This is a genomic window from Rhodococcus sp. MPR-R1B, from assembly GCF_058793255.1.
Genome location: NZ_JBXAFO010000036.1, coordinates 1 through 20,609 on the forward strand (window position 1 = coordinate 1; position 20,609 = coordinate 20,609).

General features: G+C 62.7%; 10 protein-coding genes. 2 read left to right on the top strand and 8 right to left on the bottom strand.

Features of this window, described 5'->3' with window-relative positions:
• From AC1Q61_RS29690 to AC1Q61_RS29725, 8 genes are all read right to left on the bottom strand, one after another.
• Positions 1-11,016, bottom strand: an 11,016-nt coding sequence (locus AC1Q61_RS29690) for an amino acid adenylation domain-containing protein (RefSeq protein ID WP_492651363.1), incomplete at its 3' end; no start/stop codon positions are given.
• 457 nt (positions 11,017-11,473) lie between these two features.
• On the bottom strand, positions 11,474-12,079 hold the full coding sequence (locus AC1Q61_RS29695) for a 3-oxoacid CoA-transferase subunit B (protein WP_492651365.1): 606 nt from the start codon (positions 12,077-12,079) through the stop codon (positions 11,474-11,476).
• Between the two features lie 41 nt (positions 12,080-12,120).
• Positions 12,121-12,876, bottom strand: coding sequence for a CoA transferase subunit A (locus AC1Q61_RS29700; RefSeq protein ID WP_042922395.1), 756 nt, complete (start codon positions 12,874-12,876; stop codon positions 12,121-12,123).
• A 3-nt stretch (positions 12,877-12,879) separates the two neighbouring features.
• Positions 12,880-13,707, bottom strand: coding sequence for an HpcH/HpaI aldolase/citrate lyase family protein (locus AC1Q61_RS29705; protein WP_003942031.1), 828 nt, complete (start codon positions 13,705-13,707; stop codon positions 12,880-12,882).
• A complete protein-coding gene (locus AC1Q61_RS29710) occupies positions 13,704-14,192 on the bottom strand; it encodes a MaoC family dehydratase (RefSeq protein ID WP_003942078.1) in 489 nt (162 codons plus the stop codon). The genes AC1Q61_RS29705 and AC1Q61_RS29710 overlap by 4 nt, the downstream gene beginning before the upstream one ends.
• Positions 14,189-15,352 carry an acyl-CoA dehydrogenase family protein gene (locus AC1Q61_RS29715; protein WP_007730190.1) on the bottom strand — a complete coding sequence of 388 codons (1,164 nt, stop codon included), beginning with the start codon at positions 15,350-15,352 and terminating at the stop codon, positions 14,189-14,191. Before AC1Q61_RS29715 ends, AC1Q61_RS29710 begins: the two co-directional genes overlap by 4 nt.
• Positions 15,352-17,391, bottom strand: coding sequence for an acetyl-CoA carboxylase biotin carboxylase subunit (locus AC1Q61_RS29720; RefSeq protein ID WP_042922512.1), 2,040 nt, complete (start codon positions 17,389-17,391; stop codon positions 15,352-15,354). The genes AC1Q61_RS29715 and AC1Q61_RS29720 overlap by 1 nt, the downstream gene beginning before the upstream one ends.
• A gap of 5 nt (positions 17,392-17,396) precedes the next feature.
• On the bottom strand, positions 17,397-18,986 hold the full coding sequence (locus AC1Q61_RS29725; RefSeq protein WP_007730188.1) for a carboxyl transferase domain-containing protein: 1,590 nt from the start codon (positions 18,984-18,986) through the stop codon (positions 17,397-17,399).
• A 98-nt stretch (positions 18,987-19,084) separates the two neighbouring features.
• On the opposite strand from AC1Q61_RS29725, the gene AC1Q61_RS29730 reads away from it, so the two are divergent.
• Complete coding sequence (locus AC1Q61_RS29730; RefSeq protein WP_003941968.1) at positions 19,085-19,684, top strand: SACE_7040 family transcriptional regulator; 600 nt, start codon at positions 19,085-19,087, stop codon at positions 19,682-19,684.
• Between the two features lie 48 nt (positions 19,685-19,732).
• On the top strand, positions 19,733-20,479 hold the full coding sequence (locus AC1Q61_RS29735; RefSeq protein WP_024487832.1) for a GTP pyrophosphokinase: 747 nt from the start codon (positions 19,733-19,735) through the stop codon (positions 20,477-20,479).
• Positions 20,480-20,609: the final 130 nt, after the last annotated feature.

A 20,609-nucleotide genomic window follows, 5' to 3' on the forward strand; every position in this document is an offset into this window, starting at 1 on the left:
GAACCGCACCGCAACCCGATCACCAAACCGCGCAGCAGCATCATCGAACCACGCCGACAACGTCGAATCCACACCACGATCGATCTGGCCGGCACTGAAGCGGGACAGCAGGTTTCGTTCTCCATCGACCAAGATGTCAACGTCACCCACCGCTACGGTGGGATCAGCAGTCACCGCACGGAAGGTCCTTACCAGCCGATCACCGAATTCCACAACGGTCGACTCGTCGAACAGATCCGTCGCATACGTCAAAGAGGCGGACATTCCGGCGGGTGCGCCGGCCTCGTCGGTTCGTTCGGTCAGGGTCAACTGGAGGTCGAATTTCGCCAGCGCAAGATCGGCACTTTCGATCGACACTTCGAGGTCGCCCAGTTCGAGCGTTGTCTGTTCGTGGTTCTGGAACGTCAATGCCACCTGGAACAGCGGATGACGAGCCTGCGAACGAACCGGATCGAGAACCTCCACCACACGCTCGAACGGAACATCCGCATGCGCGAACGCCTGTAGATCCACTTCACGCGCCGACGCCAACAGATCCGTGAACGACATCGACGGATCAACCTCGGTACGCAACACCAAAGTGTTGACGAACATACCGATCAGATCGTCGAGCTGCGCCTCACCGCGACCCGCGATCGGTGTACCGATCGCGATGTCGGTCGTTGCGGACAAACGAGAAAGTACGACGGCGAGCGCTGCGTGAACAACCATGAATGGTGTCGAGTTACTGCTGTGCGCAATCGAATTGACAGCTTCGTGCAGGGTGGCGTCGATATCGAACTCGACCTCGGCTCCGCGCCCTGAAGCGACCTCGGGACGCGGACGATCGGCAGGCAGATCCAACTGCTCCGGAAGATCAGCCAACGCATCCGACCAGAACGCAATCTGCTTCGCGATCACGGACCGCGGATCGTCCTCGGACCCGAGAACCTCACGCTGCCACAACGAGTAATCGGCGTACTGCACCGGCAACGGCGTCCAAGCCGGCACCGACGCTCGTGTACGTGCTTCGTAGGCAACCATCACGTCACGGGTCAACGGACCCATCGAGAAACCGTCGGTCGAGATGTGATGCACGACGAACACCAGGACGTATTCGCTGTCGCCGACTTTGAAGAGCTTGGCGCGCAACGGGACTTCGGACGTCACGTCGAAGCCGACTGTCGCCAGCTCGGCGACGCCCGCAGCCAGGCGATCTTCCGTGATCGACACGGGGCTGAGGTCGACGACAACGTCTTGGACGTCGAGGACGTCCTGATAGCCGACGCCGTCGACGTCTGGATACACAGTTCGCAGTGATTCGTGTCGGCCCACGACATCGATCACGGCGGCGTCAAGAGCTGCCACATCGAGGGCGCCCGAAATCCTGATCGCCGCCGGGACGTTGTTCACTGCCGACGCGGGTTCGAACCTGTTCAGGAACCACATGCGCTGCTGCGCCAACGAAAGTGGGATCCGAGCTGGCCGGGGCTGCTGCACCAGTGGGGCGGTGGCGCCCGAACCGGCGTGCAGCTCGAGCCGGACGGCGAGTGACTGCACGGTCGACGCTTCGAAGAGCGCACGAACCGGAACGCTTGTGTCGAGCGCCTCTCCCAGCCGAGCGGCGACACGGGTCGCGATCAACGAGTTGCCGCCGAGTTCGAAGAAATCGTCGTCGCGGCCAACCTGTGCGACTCCGAGAACTTCGGAGAACACCTGCGCGACAGTCTCTTCGACGGTCGTGATCGGCGCCTGGTACACCTTGGACTCGAACACGGGCGAGGGCAGAGCCTTGATGTCCGTCTTGCCCGCGGTGGTCAACGGAATCGAATCGAGTACCAGTACCGAGTCGGGGACCATGTAGCCGGTCAGGAACGTCGACACCGACTCGATGACCTGTGCGGGATCCACCTCGGCGCCGGCCTGCGGCACGACGTATGCAACGAGACGATCTCCGAAGTGATCGTCGGAACGAACGAGAGCAACAGCTTGCGCAACGCCCGCGCAACGGGTCAGCGCGGCCTCGATCTCGCCGAGTTCGATACGGAACCCACGGATCTTGACCTGGAAGTCACTGCGGCCCACGTACTCCACTGCGCCACCGTCGATCCACCGGACCACGTCACCCGTGCGGTACAACCGCTCTCCCGGCGCCCCGAACGGGTCTGCGACAAAACGACCCGCTGTCAATGCCGGCTGTCCCAGGTATCCACGTGCGACCTGAACACCCGACACGTACAACTCACCTGCGACACCAACCGGAACGGGCTGCAAGCGGCCGTCCAAGATCCGCGCGGCCATTCCCCGAATCGGGCCGCCGATGTTCATACGATCAAACGCGGTCAGCGTATCGCTGATGTTCGAGGCGACTGTCGACTCCGTCGGACCGTACGCATTGAAGAATCCACGCACACCGCCATCCGGAAGCGGCACCGCCCACTTGGCAACGAGAGAACGCGAACTGGCTTCGCCACCGACGACAACCACCCGCAACGCGTCGAGCCCGCTCGGATCCACTGATGCCAGCGCAGCGGGCGTCACGAACGCATGCGTCACGCCCTCCGAGCGCAAGATCTCGGCCAATTCCGCGCCGCCGTACACCGTCGTCGGCGCAATCACCATCGTCGACGCGGAGCCGAATGCCATCAGCAACTCGAGGACAGACGCATCGAAACTCGGCGAGGCGAAATGCAGCGTCCGAGCATCCGCGGTCAGCGCATAGCGCTCGACCTGCTCGGCGCAGAAGTTCGCCACACCGGCGTTGGTGACCACAACGCCCTTGGGCAGACCTGTGGTGCCGGACGTGTAGATGACGTACGCAGGCTGCCGCTCGTCGATCGCACTACGTCGATCCGAATCACTCACCGGCGCGCAGGATTCTGCCGCGCACGCCGCCACTGTCTTCTCGTCGTCGAGAACAACCCACGTCAACGCCGACGGCAATCCTGCCTCGACGTCACTGAGCGCAAGACCCAGCACCGCACCGGAATCGGAGATCATATGGGCGATACGGTCAACCGGATACGTCGGGTCGACTGGTACGAACGCAGCACCCGTTTTCGCCACTGCCCACAGAGCGAGAACCGAATCGGCCGAACGCGGAATCGCGATCGCGACCCGATCCTCCGGCCCGACGCCCTTCGCAATCAGAACACGAGCGAGTTGCGACGACCGCTCGTGGAGTTCGTGGTAGCTGATCGACTGACCGTCGAAGCGAATCGCATCCGCCGACGGATCCACAGCGGCCGCCGCTGTGAGAATCTCGACCAGGGTTCCCGAGACCGACTGACCTCCATGAACATCGGCCAGGACACCCCGCTCGGCCGCATCGAGAATATCGATGTCACCGACGACAATCGAAGGAACCGACACGACAGTCTCGAGGATACGAACCAGACGCCGAGCAAACCCCTCGACCGTCGAAACGTCGAACAGATTTGCAGCAAACGTGAATTCGGCCGAGAGCCCTTGCTGGATCCCGTCTTCGCCGATCGACTCTGTCACTGCGAGTTCGAGGTCGAACTTGGCAGTGGTCGTGTCGATTTCGGCGGCCTTGATCGCCAGTCCCGGCAGTTCCAATGCCGTTTGCGCGAGATTCTGCAAGGACAGCACAACCTGGAAGAGCGGATGTCTGGCCTGCGACCGGGCGGGAGCCAAGACGTCCACCAACCGCTCGAAGGGCACGTCCGAGTGAGCGAACGCTCCGAGCGCGGAATCACTCGCCGCAGCCAGCAGATCTGTGAATGCCTGGGCCTGGTCGACCTCGGTGCGCAGAACAAGCGTGTTGACGAACATGCCGACGAGATCGTCGAGCGCCTCGTCCCCGCGACCGGCAACGGGAGTGCCCACGGCGATGTCCGAGGTCCCGCTCAGTCGGGCCATCAGAACGGCAAGCGCCGAGTGCAACGCCATGAAGAGCGTCGCGTTGTTCTCCCGTGCCAGCGCGTCCAATCGACGGTGCACATCCCCGGAGATCTCGAACGCGAATCGCTCGCCGCGCATCGACGCCACATCAGGCCGAGACCGGTCCGACGGAAGCTCGATCACGTCCGGTAGGTCTGCCAGAGTCTCGGTCCAGTACGAGATCTGCTGCGAGATCAGTGATTCCGAGTCGTCTTCCGAGCCCAGAACCTCACGCTGCCACAACGAATAGTCGGCGTACTGCACAGTCAACGGCTGCCACGCCGGCGCGATCCCGTCCTTGCGTGCCGAGTAGGCAATCATGACATCGCGAGCCAGGGGCGCCATCGACCAACCGTCAGCGGCGATGTGATGAACCACGATCGCAAGGGTGTGCTCGGTGTCGCTGACCGTCAACAGGCGGACACGGATCGGCACGTCGACGGTGACGTCGATCGCTGAGGATCCGATTGCAGCGACTCGACTTTCGAGCTCGTCCTGATCCGAAACCGACTCCACGGTCAGCCCGCCGAACGCCTCCGAGAGCGACAGAATCGACTGCTTCGGTCCGGAAGCCCCGTCCGGATATACCGTTCGGAGCACTTCATGCCGGGCCAGTACGTCCTCGAGCGCAGTTTCCATCGCGGCAGTATCGAGATGACCAGTCAGGTGCAGAGCAAAAGTGATGTTGTAAGCAGCTGAGTCGGTATCGAAGCGGTTCAGGAACCACATGCGCTGCTGCGCCAGCGACAACGGAATTTCCGCGGGACGCACCTGTGCGACGAGCGCCTTCTGCCCGCCGCTACCTACGTGCGACTCGATGTGTGCGGCGAGCGCCTCGACGGTGGAAACGTCGAATAGCGTTCGCACTGGCACCGTCGTGTCGAGCGCCCGCCCCAATCGGGAGGTGACCTGAGTAGCCACCAGGGAGTTGCCACCGAGTTCAAAGAAGTCGTCGTCGAGGCCGACTCGTTCCACTCCGAGAACATCCGCAATCACCTGCGCGACAATCTCTTCCACCGGCGTGGTGGGTGCACGGAATTCGCGGACCTCGAACGTGGGGACTGGCAATGCGCGACGATCCAACTTGCCGTTCGACGTCAGGGGGATTTCCTCCACGATCATGAACGCGGAAGGAATCATGTACTCGGGAAGCTTCTCCGCGACGGCAGTCGTGAGCATCTCAGTTTCGAGGGACGTGTCACCGTCCGCGACGACGTACGCGACAAGTTGATCGCCGATCCGTTCGTCGTTGTGCATCAAGACGACGGCTTGCACGACTGACTCGAGCGACACGAGCGCGGCTTCGATCTCGCCCAATTCGATCCGCAGCCCACGCAGTTTCACCTGGAAGTCGCTGCGGCCGACATACTCCAACTGTCCCAGATCGTTCCACCGGACAAGATCGCCTGTCCGGTACATCCTGGAACCACCGTCGCCGAACGGATTTGCGACGAACCGTTCTGCCGTCACGTCGAACCGAGCACCGTAACCTCGCCCGACACCAACGCCCGCAACGTACAGCTCGCCGATCACGCCGGCTGGGACCGGATGCAGACGAGAATCGAGCACAAACAAGTCGATGTTCGGAATCGGCGTACCGATAGGCACTCCGGCGCTGTGCTCGGATGTCGCAGACAGTGCCGAAACAACATCCGAAGCCTCAGTGGGACCATAGCTGTTGACGATTCGCACTCCAGCCCGCATCAGGTGCGAGAGCCTGGGGAGTTGGATCGGCTCACCGCCGAGGAAGACTACATCCAGTTGTGTGAGCACTCCCTCCGCATCTGCATCGGAAAGAGCGACGAAGGCGCTCGGCGACATGTTCGCAACACGGATGCCAGCTGATTCGACGATCCCGAGAATGGCATGCGGGTCGAAACCATCTCCGCTCAAATGAAGCGGCACTCCACTACCGAGCGCTGCCCATATGTTCTTCTGCGTGAGGTCGAAACTCGGTGAGGACGCAACAAGGATCGGCCCGGCTTCGGGCAGTTCCGAGCGGTACCACGCCACGGTGTTCTCGATGCCTCGCATCGGTACCATCGTCGGCTTGGGACGCCCGGTCGAGCCGGACGTCGAAATCACATATCCGAGATGATCTTTCGCACCGACAGAAAGCCAGGGGTCGTCCTGGCGCTGAACGGCGGTCGCCGGGGGAAGATCAGACTTCACAACGAGTATCGGGATGTCGAGTTCGATGATGTCGACAGTCACGACACACACCGCATCGGTATCTTCCAGAATCGACTGGATGCGCTCCTGCGGGAAGCTCGGGTCGATGGGTGCGTACGCGGCTCCTACCTTCCATGCAGCCAGCATCGCCACTACCCATTGCCACGACCTGGCAACGGTCAACGCCACAACGTCGCCCGCACATACACCGATCGCGGCCAGTTCCAGTGCGAGGAGACTGGACCGTGTGTCCAATTCCTCGTAGGTCAGTGTTCGATCGTCGTCCGCCACCGCGACGGCGTTCGGCTGAGCGTCTGCAGCACGGTAGAAGGCCGACAAGATCGACAACTCCGGAGCACTACAGCGCGTTCCCGCCGACCAGTCGAGCACTCTTGCCGACTCGTCTTTCCCGAACACGGCGATATCGCCGACCTTCGTGTTTTGATCGTCGACGACGGCATTCAGGACGCGGATGAAACGCTCGGCGAACTCCACCATTGTCGAAGCATCGAAGAGATCGGTCGCGTAGGTAAGCGTCGCCTCCAGGCCTTCGAAGTCCGTTGCGCCCTCTTGCCCCTCGGACACCATCAGCTCGATGTCGAACTTCGCGATCGGCACCTCGAGTTCCGCCGCCACGGCCTTCACTCCAGAGAACTCGAGCTCGCGCCGTCCACTGATCTCCGCGGTCAACGCAACCTGGAACAGAGGGTGACGAGCCCGTGAGCGCGGCGGATTGAGAGCCTCTACCAGGCGCTCGAATGGGACATCCGCATGTGCGTACGCAGACAAGCCCGAATCACGAACTCGCTGAATCAGATTGGCGAATGGCTCATCAGGATCGACCTCGGTGCGAAGCACCAGGGTGTTCACGAACATGCCGATCACGTCGTTGAGCGCTTGATCGCCTCGCCCGCCGATCGGGGCACCGATCGCGATGTCGGAGGTACCACTGAGCCGGCTCAACAGCGTTGCATATGCCGCCTGCAACACCATGAACAGCGAGACGCTCCTCGAGCGCGCCAACTCGTTCAACTTGCGCGTCGTGCGTTCGCTGATCTGAAAATGGTGCTTGGCGCCGTGATTGGACGCGATGGCAGGACGAGGTCGGTCGGTCGGCAGATCCAACTGATCCGGCAGATCGGCAAGTGCCCGGCGCCAGAAGTTTATCTGGCGAGACGACTCCGAGCGCGGGTCTTCGTCGGATCCCAGTGCTTCGCGCTGCCACAGGGCGTAGTCGGCGTACTGAATTGGCAGCGGCGTCCACGCCGGCGCAGACTTCTCACTTCGCGCCGAGTAGGCGACGAGAAGGTCACGTGCGAGCGGACGGAACGACAGTCCGTCTGCAGCGATGTGATGGAGAACCATCACCAGGACGTAGTCCGTCGGAGACACCTCGAAGAGGGCAACCCGTACCGGGATTTCGAGCGTCACGTCGAAGCCGCGAGACGCCACGTCGAACAGCGCCGCGTCGAGATGCGAATTCCGAATCTTGACCGGATTCAACTCCACCGCGGCCCGGTCGACCGGCAGAACCAGCTGTTGCGCGGTTCCGTCGACATCAGGGTAGATCGTCCGCAAGGACTCGTGTCGCTCGAGAAGATCCATCACCGCGGCATGCAGGGCGGACGGGTCCACCGAACCGGTGAGCCGGACCGTGAACGGAAGATTGTAGGCGGGCGTCGACGGATCGAGACGGTTGATGAACCACATGCGCTGCTGCGCAAGCGAGAGCGGGACGACCTCGGGACGAGGCTTGGCGATCAGCGGGGTGAGCTGCCTGGCGTTGCCCGCCACCGACTCGGCGCGGGCCGCCAGGGTGGCGACCGTGGTGGATTCGAAGAGCTCTCGAACGCCGAGTTGCACTCCCAATGCCGAACCCACTCGCGTCACCAATTGTGTTGCAACCAGAGAGTTTCCACCGAGCTCGAAGAAGTCGTCATCGATACCGACGCGCTCGACACCGAGAACGTCGGCAAACACGTCCGCCACGATGCGTTCGATTTCGGTGCGGGGCTCGCGGTACTGCTTCGCACTCGCGAACACCGGCTCGGGCAACCCGGCACGATCCAATTTGCCACTCGTGTTGAGCGGCAACGCATCGAGCACCATCAACGCGGCCGGAACCATGTACGACGGGAGGCTTCGGCCGGCGAACTCACTGAGCACCGCAGCATCGATGTTTCGGCCTGGACCCGGCACGACGTAGCCGACCAATTGATCACCGGTCGGGGTGACGGTCACCAAAACGACAGCCTGCGAAACGTCGGGGTGCGCCAGAAGGACGGTCTCGATCTCGCCGAGTTCGATGCGCTGCCCGCGGAACTTCACCTGGAAGTCTGTACGCCCGATGTAGTCGAGATTTCCGTCCTCACGGCGACGAACGAGGTCGCCGGTCCGGTACATACGCTCACCGGCCGTGCCGTACGGATTGGCTACGAACCGATCCGAGCTCAGGTCCGGTCGACCAACGTATCCGCGCGCGAGTTGAACGCCGGCGAGATAGAGCTCACCCGGCTGCCCGATGGGGGTCGGGCGAAGTTGCCCGTCCAGTACGTGCGCCTGAGTGTTCCACTGCGGCATACCGATCGGCACGGAAGTAGTATCCGTGGCCACGGCCTCGTAGTACGTGACCGATACCGCGGCTTCGGTCGGACCGTACAGGTTGTGCAGTCCGGCTCCACAGAGTTCGCGGAAGGCGGAAGACGTCTCGGGCGGGAGCGCCTCGCCGATGACAAACACGTGGCGCAACGAATCACAAGATCCGGCAGGTGCATTCGCAGTGAACAGCGTGAGCATGGATGGCACGAAGTCGGTGATCGTGACGCCGAGCTCCGCGATCTTGTTCGCCACGTAGATCGGGTCTCGATGACCGTCCGGAGTCGCGACGACGAGCGTGGCGCCGACCTGCAACGGCATGAAAAATCCCCACAGCGACACGTCGAATGTCGTAGCGGTCTTCTGCAGGTAGATGTCCGACGCCGAAAGCCCGTACTCGGCGTTCATCCACTGAAGCTGATTGTTGATCGCCGCGTGAGTGACCGCGACACCCTTGGGTCGACCGGTCGAACCCGAGGTGTAGATCACGTACGCAGTGTTCGAGAAATGCAAGGGAGACAGGCGATCCGCGTTGACGATCGGCCTGCTGTCGAGCTGCCCATAGTCCAGTGTGTCGATCTCGATGACCCGTGTGCCCGAGGGCAGATCCACGTCGTCCCGCGCAGTGGTCACAACACACGTGGGCTGCGCCGACTCGAGAATGTAGGCGGTGCGGTCGGCTGGGTGGTCGGGATCCACCGGTACCCAGGCTCCGCCGGCCTTGGCAATCGCGTACAGACCGACCATCAAGTCCAAAGACCTGCGGATCGACAGTCCTACAAGCGATTCGGGCCCAACACCCATGGCGATGAGTTGACGAGCCAAACCATTTGCGCGAGAGTCGAATTCGGCGTACGTGAGGCTGGCGCCTTCGAAAATGACAGCGGTGGCATCGGGAGTTCTCTCGACCTGACGCTCGAATGCTTCGGTGATGGTCTGCGAGGCAACGTGGAAGCCGGTGCGGTTCCACAAGGCAACCTTGTTTCGCTCCTCGTCGGTTGCGACAGGAAGATCCCAGACCTTGCGGCTCGTTTCGGCCGAGACGAACTTCTCGAGAAACTCTACGAACCGCGAGTGATTTCGCTGGGCGTCCGCGGGCGCGTACAGATTGGGATTCGACTCGAAGTCGATGTGTGTGCGGGTATCGCCGACGCTCTGATACAGGTTGACACCGAGGTCTTCGATCAAACCCGTGGACAAGATGTGAAGTTCGCCGACGAGGGGCCCGAACGCCAACTCGGTGGAAAACATCATGATGTTGATCCACGGGCCGAAGAATCCGCCCCGGCCCGGCCCGTCACCGCCGCGAACCATGTCCTCGTGTCGGTATCGCTGGTGGCGCAGTGCGCCGGACATTTCGTTCCTGACGTCGTCCAGAAGCTCCTGGACGGTGGTGTCCGCAGTGACGGTCAGTCGCAGCGGCACGACGTTGGAGACCATGCCTCCGGATCGACGCAGCACGGCTGTTGTTCGACCGGAAACGGGCAGACTCAGCGACACGTCCTCTCGCCCGGTCATCTGAGCGAGGTACGCCGCAAACGCCGCGACGACAGTGCCGGCAACAGTGGTCTTCTCGATGCGCTCGAGGAACCGCCCGAGCAGAGCCTCGACGTGGTTGGACAGCGCTGCACTGTCGATCCGACTGACTGGAGCCGGCGCGGCACTTCGACCCGCGAGGCTCGAGATCTCGTCGAGATTCTCGATCTTGTCTGCCCAGTACTTGCGATCGGTTTCGAAACGACTCGACTGGCGGTACTTGTTGTCCACCTCGTAGACGTTCCGGAGATCGGAGGCCTCACTCGGCTCCGGATCCCGGCCCTCCACGCGCGCCGAGTACAGCTCCGCCACACGAGTGACGAACGTCGACGCACCGAATCCGTCGAGAATTGTGTGGTGGACCCGCGTGTACCAGTAGTAGCGATTCTCGCCGAGCCGCAGGATCGTGGCAGAGATCAAGCGGTCCGTGAGCATGTCGATCGGCCGGCTGCGATCTGCTCGCATCCACCGCATGGCAGCGTCGTGCGAGTCGTCTTCACTACGAAGGTCGACGTAACCGACCGAATCATCGAGTGTGGGGTCGATGATCTGGTAAGGCTGGGCGTCGATCTCGAAGATCCGGACGAAGGCCGACCCGATTTCGCGACCGGCGTCTGCGCAGGCCTGGCGAAGGGCGTCAAGTTCCAGAGCACCACGGAGTTCGACGTACTGAGCGATGTTGACCGGAACGGCGGGATCGAGGTGTTGCGCGAACCACATACCGAGCTGGGCCGCGGAAAGCGGGAATGCGTCGGATCGCTGAACGTCTTCCGGCGAGCTGCCGACCTCCGGCTTGCCGCTCCCCAGTTCTCCGTTACCCAGCGAATTCACGCCCACAGCCTCTCTTCCACACCATTGCGCACCCGTGCGAGCCGAACGTCCGATTCGCAGCAGCTACCGACCTCATCCAACCTCGACGAGCCAGAACCACCCATTGTCTCCGATACATAGGTGACAAGAGAAATCCATACCCCGGTGTATCGACGGTTTTGTTGCAATTCGTTACAAATCGCCCAGCTCATCTACCCCCCGATCGCATTGCCGAAACGCACCGTTCAGACGCGGCGCGCGATACCTCTCCCCCTGGGACAATCAATTGCAACCGACGATCTACACCCCAATCCACATCAGTCACCTCGGACAATTTACAGGGCCGCCAGGTACTGGGTGTCTGAGCTCGAACAAGATTCGACAGTCGCTGATCGAGACTATCGGTACTCGCCGACAGACCGACGAAAGAACGCGCCGACCAGCGGTCGGCGCGTTCTTCGATTTACGGTACGAAGCTTCAGGAAAAGCCCACACCAGTCACACTCTTCAGGTGCTCGCTGCTGACCCCTGGAGCCAGCTCCACAAGCTGCAGCCCGTCCGCGGCGACGTCCAGCACTGCCAGGTCGGTGATGATCCGGTTGACGACGCTCTGACCGGTAAGCGGCAGCGTGCAGGCCTCGACGATCTTGGGATTGCCGTCGCGGTCGGTGTGCTCCATCACGACGATGACGCGGCGGGCACCGTGGACCAGGTCCATCGCCCCGCCCATACCCTTCACCATCTTGCCCGGCACCAACCAGTTGGCAAGGTCACCGGTCTTCGATACCTGCATCCCGCCGAGCACCGCGGTGTCGATGTGACCACCGCGGATCATGCCGAAGGAGAGAGCCGAGTCGAAGAACGCGGCGCCTGAATTGACGGTGACGGTTTCTTTACCTGCATTGATGAGGTCGGCATCGACCTGATCATCGGTCGGATACGGTCCGGTACCGAGGATGCCGTTCTCGCTGTGGAGGACCACCTTGACGCCCTCGGGCAGGTAACTGGGGATCAGCGTCGGCAGGCCGATGCCGAGGTTGACGTACTCCCCCGGCCGCATCTCGGCGGCAGCGCGAGCGGCCATCTCGTGGCGAGTCCAACCGATACGGGTTTCATCTGCACTGGTCACTTGGTGCCTCCTGAGACGGTCCGCTTCTCGATCCGCTTCTCCTGTGGGCCTGTGTGCACGACCCGCGCGACGAACACTCCAGGTAGGTGCACGTGCGCGGGGTCGATGTCGCCCGGCTCGACGAGGTTCTCCACCTGCGCGATGGTGATCCGGCCGGCCATGGCAGCAAGCGGGTTGAAGTTCATCGCGGTCTTGTTGAAGACGAGATTTCCTTCGGTGTCGCCGTAGTCCGCGTGCACGAGCGCGAAGTCAGCGGTGATCGCCTCTTCCAATACATACGTGCGGCCACCGAACACTGCCGTCGCCTTCGGTGGCGACGCCACGGCGATCGAACCGTCCGGGTTGTATCGCCACGGCAATCCGCCGTCGGCGATCGGGGTGCCGACGCCGGCCGGAGTGTAGAACGCCGGGATGCCGGTACCGCCAGCTCGCAGCCGCTCGGCCAGCGTCCCCTGCGGCGTCAACTCCACTTCGAGCTCACCGGCGAGATACTGGCGCGCGAACTCCTTGTTCTCCCCCACGTACGACGCCGTCACCCTGGCGATCCGGTGCGCGCCGAGCAGAATGCCGAGACCGTAGTCGTCGACACCGCAGTTGTTGGAGAACACCTCGAGATCGGTGGCGTCGCCGTCGGCGATCGCCGCGATCAGTGCGTCGGGAATACCGCACAGCCCGAAGCCGCCCACTGCGAGCCTGGATCCGCTCGCGATGTCGGCAACTGCCTCAGCTGCCGTATTCACGACTTTGCTCATCCGTTAGTTCTCCTTCTGCTGAAAGATTCCGGCTCGGTGAAGAAGCTTCTCGGCGTGACGGAGAACGGGAGCGTCGACCATCTTGCCCTCGAACGCGAACACACCACGTTCAGTAGACACCGCGGCAAGCACTCGTGTGGCCCAGTCGATCTCTTTTTCCGAAGGTGCGAAGGCCCCACGGATGACCTCGACCTGACTCGGATGGATCGCAACCTTCACGTCGAAGCCGACTGCGACGGCATCAGCGGACTCGACGCCGAGGCCGACGAGGTCCTTGATGTCGAGGTACACGGAATCGACAGCCAACCGGCCGTAGCTCTTCGCGGCCAGGAGAGACGTCGATCGGACGTGCTTGGCAACGTCGCGGTACGAACCGTTCGGGTGCCTGCTCGAATTACCGCCGAGACCTGCCACAAGATCCTCGGCTCCCCACATGACACCGATGGCGTTCGCAGCAAGCGCGATGTCGGCCACGGCGAGGGCTCCTCGCGGGGACTCGACGAGCGCAACCACGTCCGCCGGTGCGAGCGAGAGGACGTCCTCGGCCGATTCGCACTTGGACAGCATGAGACGCGAATAGTGTGTGCCGTCCAGCGCGATCAGATCGAGTTCGTGATCAGGTGTACCGACCGGATTGACGCGCACGACCGTCCGCTCCGGATCGAGAGGCGTGTCGATCAGGGCTGCACGTGCGGCTTCCTTGTCGGCCGGAGCCACACCGTCTTCGAGATCGAGGATCACGACGTCGGCAACAGCCGCGGCCTTCGCATAGCGCTCGGGACGATCCGCCGGGCAGAACAACCACGCCGGCCCCGGCGGCGTCCACGTCATGAGGACACCTCTGCCGGACGCAGTTGCACCAGTGTCTTGCGCGTGGCCAGTGCGACGACGTCACCGTGCTGGTTACGCCCGGTGTGCACGAGCGTCACGATGCCTTCACCTGGACGGCTCTTCGATTCGCGCTTGTCCGCGATGAGCGTCTCGGCATACAAGGTGTCGCCGTGAAAGAGCGGCTTCGGGAAGCTGATCTCGGAGAAACCGAGGTTCGCCACGATGGTGCCCTGCGTCAACTGCGCGACGGACAAGCCGACGATGGTCGACAGGGTGAACATCGAATTGACCAGCCGCACACCGAATTGAGTGTCCTCGCTGTACGCGGCATCGAGATGCAACGCCTGCGTGTTCATGGTCAAAGTCGTGAACAGGACGTTGTCAGCCTCGGTCACCGTCCGGCCTGGGCGATGCTCGTAGATCGCGCCGACCTCGAACTCCTCGAACCAGAGCCCGCGCTGAGTGATCTTCTTGGGGTTCGTCACAGCCCTGCCTCACGAGCGATGAGCATCAACTGCACCTCGGTCGTTCCCTCACCGATTTCGAGGATCTTGCTGTCACGGTAGTGGCGCGCGACGGCGTACTCGTTCATGAAGCCGTATCCGCCGTGGATCTGCGTGGCGTCACGGGCGTTGTCCATGGCTGCTTCGGAAGAAATCAGCTTGGCGATGGACGCCTGCTTCTTGAACGGCTTGCCCGACAACATGAGTGCGGCCGCGTCGTAGTACGCGGTACGTGCGACGTGGGCACGAGCCTCCATACGCGCGATCTTGAACGCAATGGCCTGGTTGTGTCCGATGGGGCGACCGAACGCCTCGCGTTCCTTGGCATACTTGATCGACTCGTCGACGCAGCCCTGGGCGGCACCGACGCTCAACGCGGAAATAGCGATGCGGCCTTCGTCGAGGATGCGCAGGAAGTTCGCGTAGCCGCGGCCGCGCTCACCGAGCAGATTCTCTTCGGGGACACGAACATCGGCGAACGTGAGCGGATGGGTGTCGGATGCGTTCCAACCGACTTTGTTGTACGCCGGTTCGGCCGTGAAGCCGGGCGTCGTGGTCGGCACGAGGATCGTCGAGATCTCCTTCTTGCCGCCGTCCTTGACACCCGTGACCGCGGTGACCGTCACGAGCTTGGTGATGTCGGTGCCCGAGTTGGTGATGAACTGCTTGTTGCCGTTGATGATCCACTCACCGCTGTCGAACTTCGCGGTGGTCTTGGTGCCGCCGGCGTCGCTACCCGCACCGGGTTCGGTCAGGCCGAAGGCAGCCAACGACTTGCCGCTGGTGAGCTGCGGAAGCCACTCCTGCTTCTGTGCCTCGTTACCGAAACGGTAGATCGGCATGGCACCAAGGGACACACCAGCTTCGAGAGTGATCGCGACGCTCTGGTCGACCTTGCCCAGCTCTTCGAGCGCCAGGCAGAGTGCGAAGTAGTCGCCGCCCATTCCGCCGTACTCCTCGGGAAACGGCAGGCCGAACAGTCCCATGTCGGCCATCCCGGCCACTACCTCGTACGGGAAGGTGTGGTTGGCGTCGTGCTCGGCAGCAACCGGTGCCACTACGGTCTTCGCGAAATCCGCAACCGTCTTGGCGAGCTGCTGGTATTCGTCCGGAAGCGCTCCGGTGGCAAGGTAATCGGACATCAGGCGTCTTCCTTCTGCGTCGTGTTCTCGGTCTTTACTTCTGCAGTCTCTTCGTCCGCGACAGGTACCACGCGGGCCAGAACCTGATCCACCATCACCTGATCGCCCTGACGGACAAGCACTTCCACGATCCCGTCGATCGGGGACGTCAAGGAGTGCTCCATCTTCATGGCCTCGACCACGACGAGTGGTTGTCCCGCGCTCACTGCCGCGCCGTTCTCGACGTTGACTGCGATGACGGCACCGGGCATGGGGCTGGCGATTTCGGCGTCACCGGCATGCTTGTCCTCACCGCGAACGCTGACTTCGGCAACCTCGCGCACGTGCCAGGTTCCGCCGCCTGCCAGCCACAGACCACCATCGGTCTCGGCGACGACAAACGTGCGTCGACGTCCGTCGATCACCACCGCCAGTTCGGATCCCGTCAGGGTCGCGCTGAATGCGCGCGGCTGTGAACCTTCGACCTCGACCTTTGCAGCCGCGGGAACGCCGACGATCGCAACGTGCGCCGTTCGGGTGCCGGCGGAGAGCCTGATGCTGGTCGGAGCGGGAGTTCCGACGCGCCACCCACTCGGGACATCCCAGGGATCAACGCATTCCGAGGTTGTCCACCGCGAGAGCCAGCGATACGCCGCGGCAGCAATGAGCACCTCGTCGGAGGCGTCGGCTGCGACAAAGTCTTCGACGCGACGATCGAGCAGACCGGTGTCGAGGTTGCCCGCGATCACATCCGGATCAGCGAGGAGGAACCGTGCGAATTCGATGTTGGTCACGACTCCGAGCACTGCGGTGTCACCGAGTGCGCGATCGAGCTTGCGCAGTGCGCCCGCGCGGTCGGGAGCGTGGGCGATGACCTTGCTGAGCATCGGGTCGTAGTCACTGCCGACGACGGTGCCCGCGAGCAGTCCGGAATCGACGCGCACGCCGGAACCTGACGGCTCGACCAGATCGACGACGCGGCCGCCCGTCGGCAGGAACCCACGGCCCGGATCCTCCGCGTACACACGAGCTTCGATGGCGTGCCCGGTCAGCGTGATGTCACTCTGGGAGAAGGCCAACTTCTCCCCTGCTGCCACACGGACCTGCCATTCGACCAGATCCAGTCCGGTCACCATTTCGGTAACGGGATGCTCGACCTGGAGGCGGGTGTTCATCTCCATGAAGAAGAACTCGTCCGGCTTGTCGGCGGAGACGATGAACTCCACGGTGCCGGCGCCGGTGTAATCGACGCTTCGAGCGGTGTTGCACGCTGCCGCGCCGATCCGGTCACGGGTCACCTGATCGAGCAGCGGCGAGGGAGCCTCTTCGATGACCTTCTGATGACGCCGCTGCAGGCTGCATTCGCGCTCACCGAGGTGAACGACGTTGCCGTGCTGGTCGGCGAGAACCTGGACCTCGATGTGCCGGGGCCGCAGGACGAATCGCTCGAGGAACAGGGTGTCGTCGCCGAACGACGACGCGGCCTCACGGCGGGCACTGCGAAGAGCCTCGGCCAGATTGGCCGGATCCTCGACCAGACGCATTCCCTTGCCGCCTCCGCCGGCCGAAGGCTTGACCAACACCGGGTAGCCGATGTCCTCGGCCGCTGCGATCAGTTCTTCGTCGGTCAGATTGGGGCGAGCGATACCCGGGACCACCGGTACGTCGAACGCGGCAACGGCGTTCTTCGCGGTGATCTTGTCACCCATCACCTCGATGGCGTGCTCGGAGGGACCGAGGAAGGCGATTCCGGCAGCCGCACAGGCAGCCGAGAACGCCGAGTTCTCCGACAGGAAGCCGTAACCGGGGTGAATACCCTGAGCACCGGTGGACTTGGCAGCGTCGATGACCTTGTCGATGACGAGGTAGCTTTCACGCGCCGCGGCCGGTCCGATGTTGACGGCAGTGTCGGCCTCGCGGACGTGGCGAGCATTCGCGTCGGCGTCGCTGTAGACGGCGACGCTGCGAATTCCCAACTCACGCAACGTGCGGATCACGCGAACCGCGATTTCACCGCGGTTGGCCACGAGAACAGTATCGATAGTGCGCAACTCAGTCATTTCGCTCACATCCGGAAGACGCCGTAGGAGACCGGCTCGATCGGCGCGTTCGCGCACACCGAAAGGGCCAGGCCGAGAACAGTTCTGGTATCTGCGGGATCGATGACACCGTCATCCCACAGCCGCGCAGTGGAGTAGTACGGATTGCCCTGAGCCTCGTACTGCTCGCGGATCGGCGCCTTGAAGGATTCTTCGTCCTCGGCCGACCACGGATTACCCGCGCTGTCGAGCTGCTCGCTACGAACCGTCGAGAGCACCGAAGCTGCCTGCTCGCCGCCCATGACCGAGATGCGCGCGTTCGGCCACATCCACAGGAAGCGAGGTGAATACGCGCGTCCACACATGGAGTAGTTGCCGGCGCCGTACGAGCCGCCGATGACAACTGTCAGCTTGGGGACCCGCGCACACGCGACTGCCGTGACCATCTTGGCGCCGTGCTTGGCGATGCCGCCGGCCTCGTAGTCGCGTCCCACCATGAAGCCCGCGATGTTCTGCAGGAACAGCAGCGGCACACTGCGCTTGTCACACAGTTCGATGAAATGTGCTCCCTTCATGGCGGATTCGCCGAAGAGCACGCCGTTGTTGGCGATGATGCCGACCGGGTGGCCCTCGATGTGCGCGAAACCGGTGACGAGCGTCTTGCCGTATTCAGCCTTGAACTCCTGGAACGCGCCACCGTCGACGAGCTTGGTGATGACCTCGTGCACGTCGTACGGAGTACGGGGATCAGTCGGAACGACGTCGTACAGCTCGCTCTGATCGGCGACGGGCGGAACCGTGGAGATGACGTCCCACGGGCGCTCGGACCGGGGGCCGAGCGTGGCAATGATGTTGCGCACGATCCGAAGTGCGTCGCGGTCGTCCTCGGCCAGGTGGTCGGTGACGCCGGAAACCTTGGAGTGCAGGTCGCCGCCGCCGAGCTCTTCCGCCGTCACGATCTCGCCGGTGGCTGCCTTCACCAGCGGCGGGCCGCCGAGGAAGATGGTGCCCTGGTTGCGGACGATCACTGCTTCGTCGCTCATCGCGGGCACGTAGGCGCCGCCCGCGGTGCACGAACCGAGAACCGCGGCGATCTGGGGAATCCCCTTGGCGCTCATGGTCGCCTGGTTGTAGAAGATCCGGCCGAAGTGCTCACGGTCCGGGAAGACCTCGTCCTGGCGCGGCAGGAAGGCGCCGCCGGAGTCGACGAGGTAGATGCAGGGAAGGTTGTTCTGCAGCGCAACTTCCTGCGCGCGCAGGTGCTTCTTCACCGTCATCGGGTAGTAGGTGCCGCCCTTGACCGTCGCGTCGTTGGCAACGATGACGCACTCGCGACCCGACACACGACCGATACCGGTGATGACGCCGGCGCCCGGGCACTCGTCGTCGTACAGGCCGTTGGCCGCCAGTGGGGACAGCTCGAGGAACGGGCTGCCCTGGTCGAGCAGCGAGTCGACGCGATCTCGCGGCAGTAACTTCCCTCTGCTCACGTGACGCTCGCGAGAGCGCTGGTTGCCACCCAGCGCTGCTTGCGCCAGTTTCTTCTTCAGTTCGTCCACCAGAACGGTGTGATCGGACCGGTAGCCCGATCCTTGCGTGATTCCACTGGGAGTCATCCCGCCGCCTTCGCCATGAGTTAATGCTCGATAACTGAAACTAGATTAACTATGATTAACTGAGTTGTCCAGAACACAAGCGAAGAAAGATCGAGAGAATGACCTCTGAGCAGGTAGCAGCTCCGACGCGACGCGATCAGATGAAGGCCGACCGTCGACGTCAGCTCTTGGACGCCGCCGCCCGGTTGATCGCCGAGCGCGGATTCGTGAGTGTGCGACTCGAAGACCTCGGCGCCGCCGTCGGCATCAGCGGCCCGGCCGTGTACCGGCATTTCCCCAACAAGGATGCCGTCCTCGTGGAACTTCTCGTCGGCATCAGCACGCGCCTGCACGAAGGCGGCTCTGCGGCAGCGGAGGCAGCGGACTCACCGAGCGCTGCTCTCGACGCACTGGTGGAGTTCCACCTCGACTTCGCGCTCGGCGAGCCGGACCTGATCCGCATCCAGGACCGCGACCTCGAAAGCCTGCCGGCCGACGCGCGTCGACAGGTACGCCAGACGCAGCGCAAGTACGTCGAGGTCTGGGTCGGGGTGCTCGAGCAACTCGATCCCCAACTCGATCAGGCGGACGCACGAATCAAAGCGCATGCCACCTTCGGTCTGATCAACTCGACCCCTCACAGCGCCAACCCCGCTTCGCCGGCACGCGCGCGTCGAGTCCTGCGGGATATGACGCTCGCCGCACTGCGCACCCACTGAAACCGGACACGGCACAATCGGTGGCAGACTGGTTACACCAGCTAACAGATGAGGGTGCCGAACGTGGAAGACAGCAGTGGGGTCAGCAGGGCCGATTTCGCCGAACTGCGGACCGAGTTCTCCCGCTTCATGATGTTGTACCAATTCGGAATCTCCGAACTGATGACCAAGGTGAACATCCTCAAGGACGAGTTCACTCACATCAATCAGTACAGCCCCATCGAACACGTCACGTCACGGGTCAAGTCACCGGACAGCATCCTGCGAAAGGCTCAACGCCTGAACGTCCCGCTGACGATCGACGACATCTCGAAGAACATCTTCGACATCGCTGGAGTACGTATCACCTGCAGCTTCATTTCCGACACGTACCGAATCGCCGAGATGCTCACCAGCCAGACGGACCTTCGGGTGATCGAGCGCGAGGACTACATCGCCGATCCGAAACCCAACGGCTACAAGAGCTTGCACTTGATCGTCGAGGTCCCGGTTTTCATGAGTGACCGCGTCAGGCACGTACCGATCGAACTTCAGATCCGCACGATCGCGATGGATTTCTGGGCGAGCCTCGAACACAAGATCTACTACAAGTACAACCGCGAGGTTCCCGTCGAACTCCTCGACGAACTCACCGAGGCTGCAGCCGCGGCACACCGCCTGGACGTCAAGATGGAACGACTCAACGACGAGTTCGCCAAAATCAAAGCGCTACCGCATCCTGACGACGAAATCCTCGAGCAGGATCTGCCGGCGCAGTTCCTCGAGGCGCTGCATCTTCAGCGACGGGCGCTCTGAATTCGGTCCCCCTCCCCTGAGCGAACGCGCCTTTCGGCGCATCTGAGGCGACGAAAGTGCCGTTCGCTCACAACTGGGGTCGGACAACTAGGGCAAACAAAAAGAAGTGCGCCCTCCCGAACTTCGGGAG

Excerpts from the sequence above, each read along its gene's own strand:
- AC1Q61_RS29695 (WP_492651365.1), bottom strand. The coding sequence starts at position 12,079 with ATGGCCGCTCGCGCTGCCGCCGAGATGCGGCCGGGGGAGTACGTCAAC.
- AC1Q61_RS29700 (WP_042922395.1), bottom strand. The coding sequence starts at position 12,876 with ATGAGCAAAGTCGTGAATACGGCAGCTGAGGCAGTTGCCGACATCGCG.
- AC1Q61_RS29705 (WP_003942031.1), bottom strand. The coding sequence starts at position 13,707 with ATGACGTGGACGCCGCCGGGGCCGGCGTGGTTGTTCTGCCCGGCGGAT.
- AC1Q61_RS29715 (WP_007730190.1), bottom strand. The coding sequence starts at position 15,352 with ATGTCCGATTACCTTGCCACCGGAGCGCTTCCGGACGAATACCAGCAG.
- AC1Q61_RS29720 (WP_042922512.1), bottom strand. The coding sequence starts at position 17,391 with ATGACTGAGTTGCGCACTATCGATACTGTTCTCGTGGCCAACCGCGGT.
- AC1Q61_RS29725 (WP_007730188.1), bottom strand. The coding sequence starts at position 18,986 with ATGACTCCCAGTGGAATCACGCAAGGATCGGGCTACCGGTCCGATCAC.
- AC1Q61_RS29730 (WP_003941968.1), top strand. The coding sequence starts at position 19,085 with ATGACCTCTGAGCAGGTAGCAGCTCCGACGCGACGCGATCAGATGAAG.
- AC1Q61_RS29735 (WP_024487832.1), top strand. The coding sequence starts at position 19,733 with ATGAGGGTGCCGAACGTGGAAGACAGCAGTGGGGTCAGCAGGGCCGAT.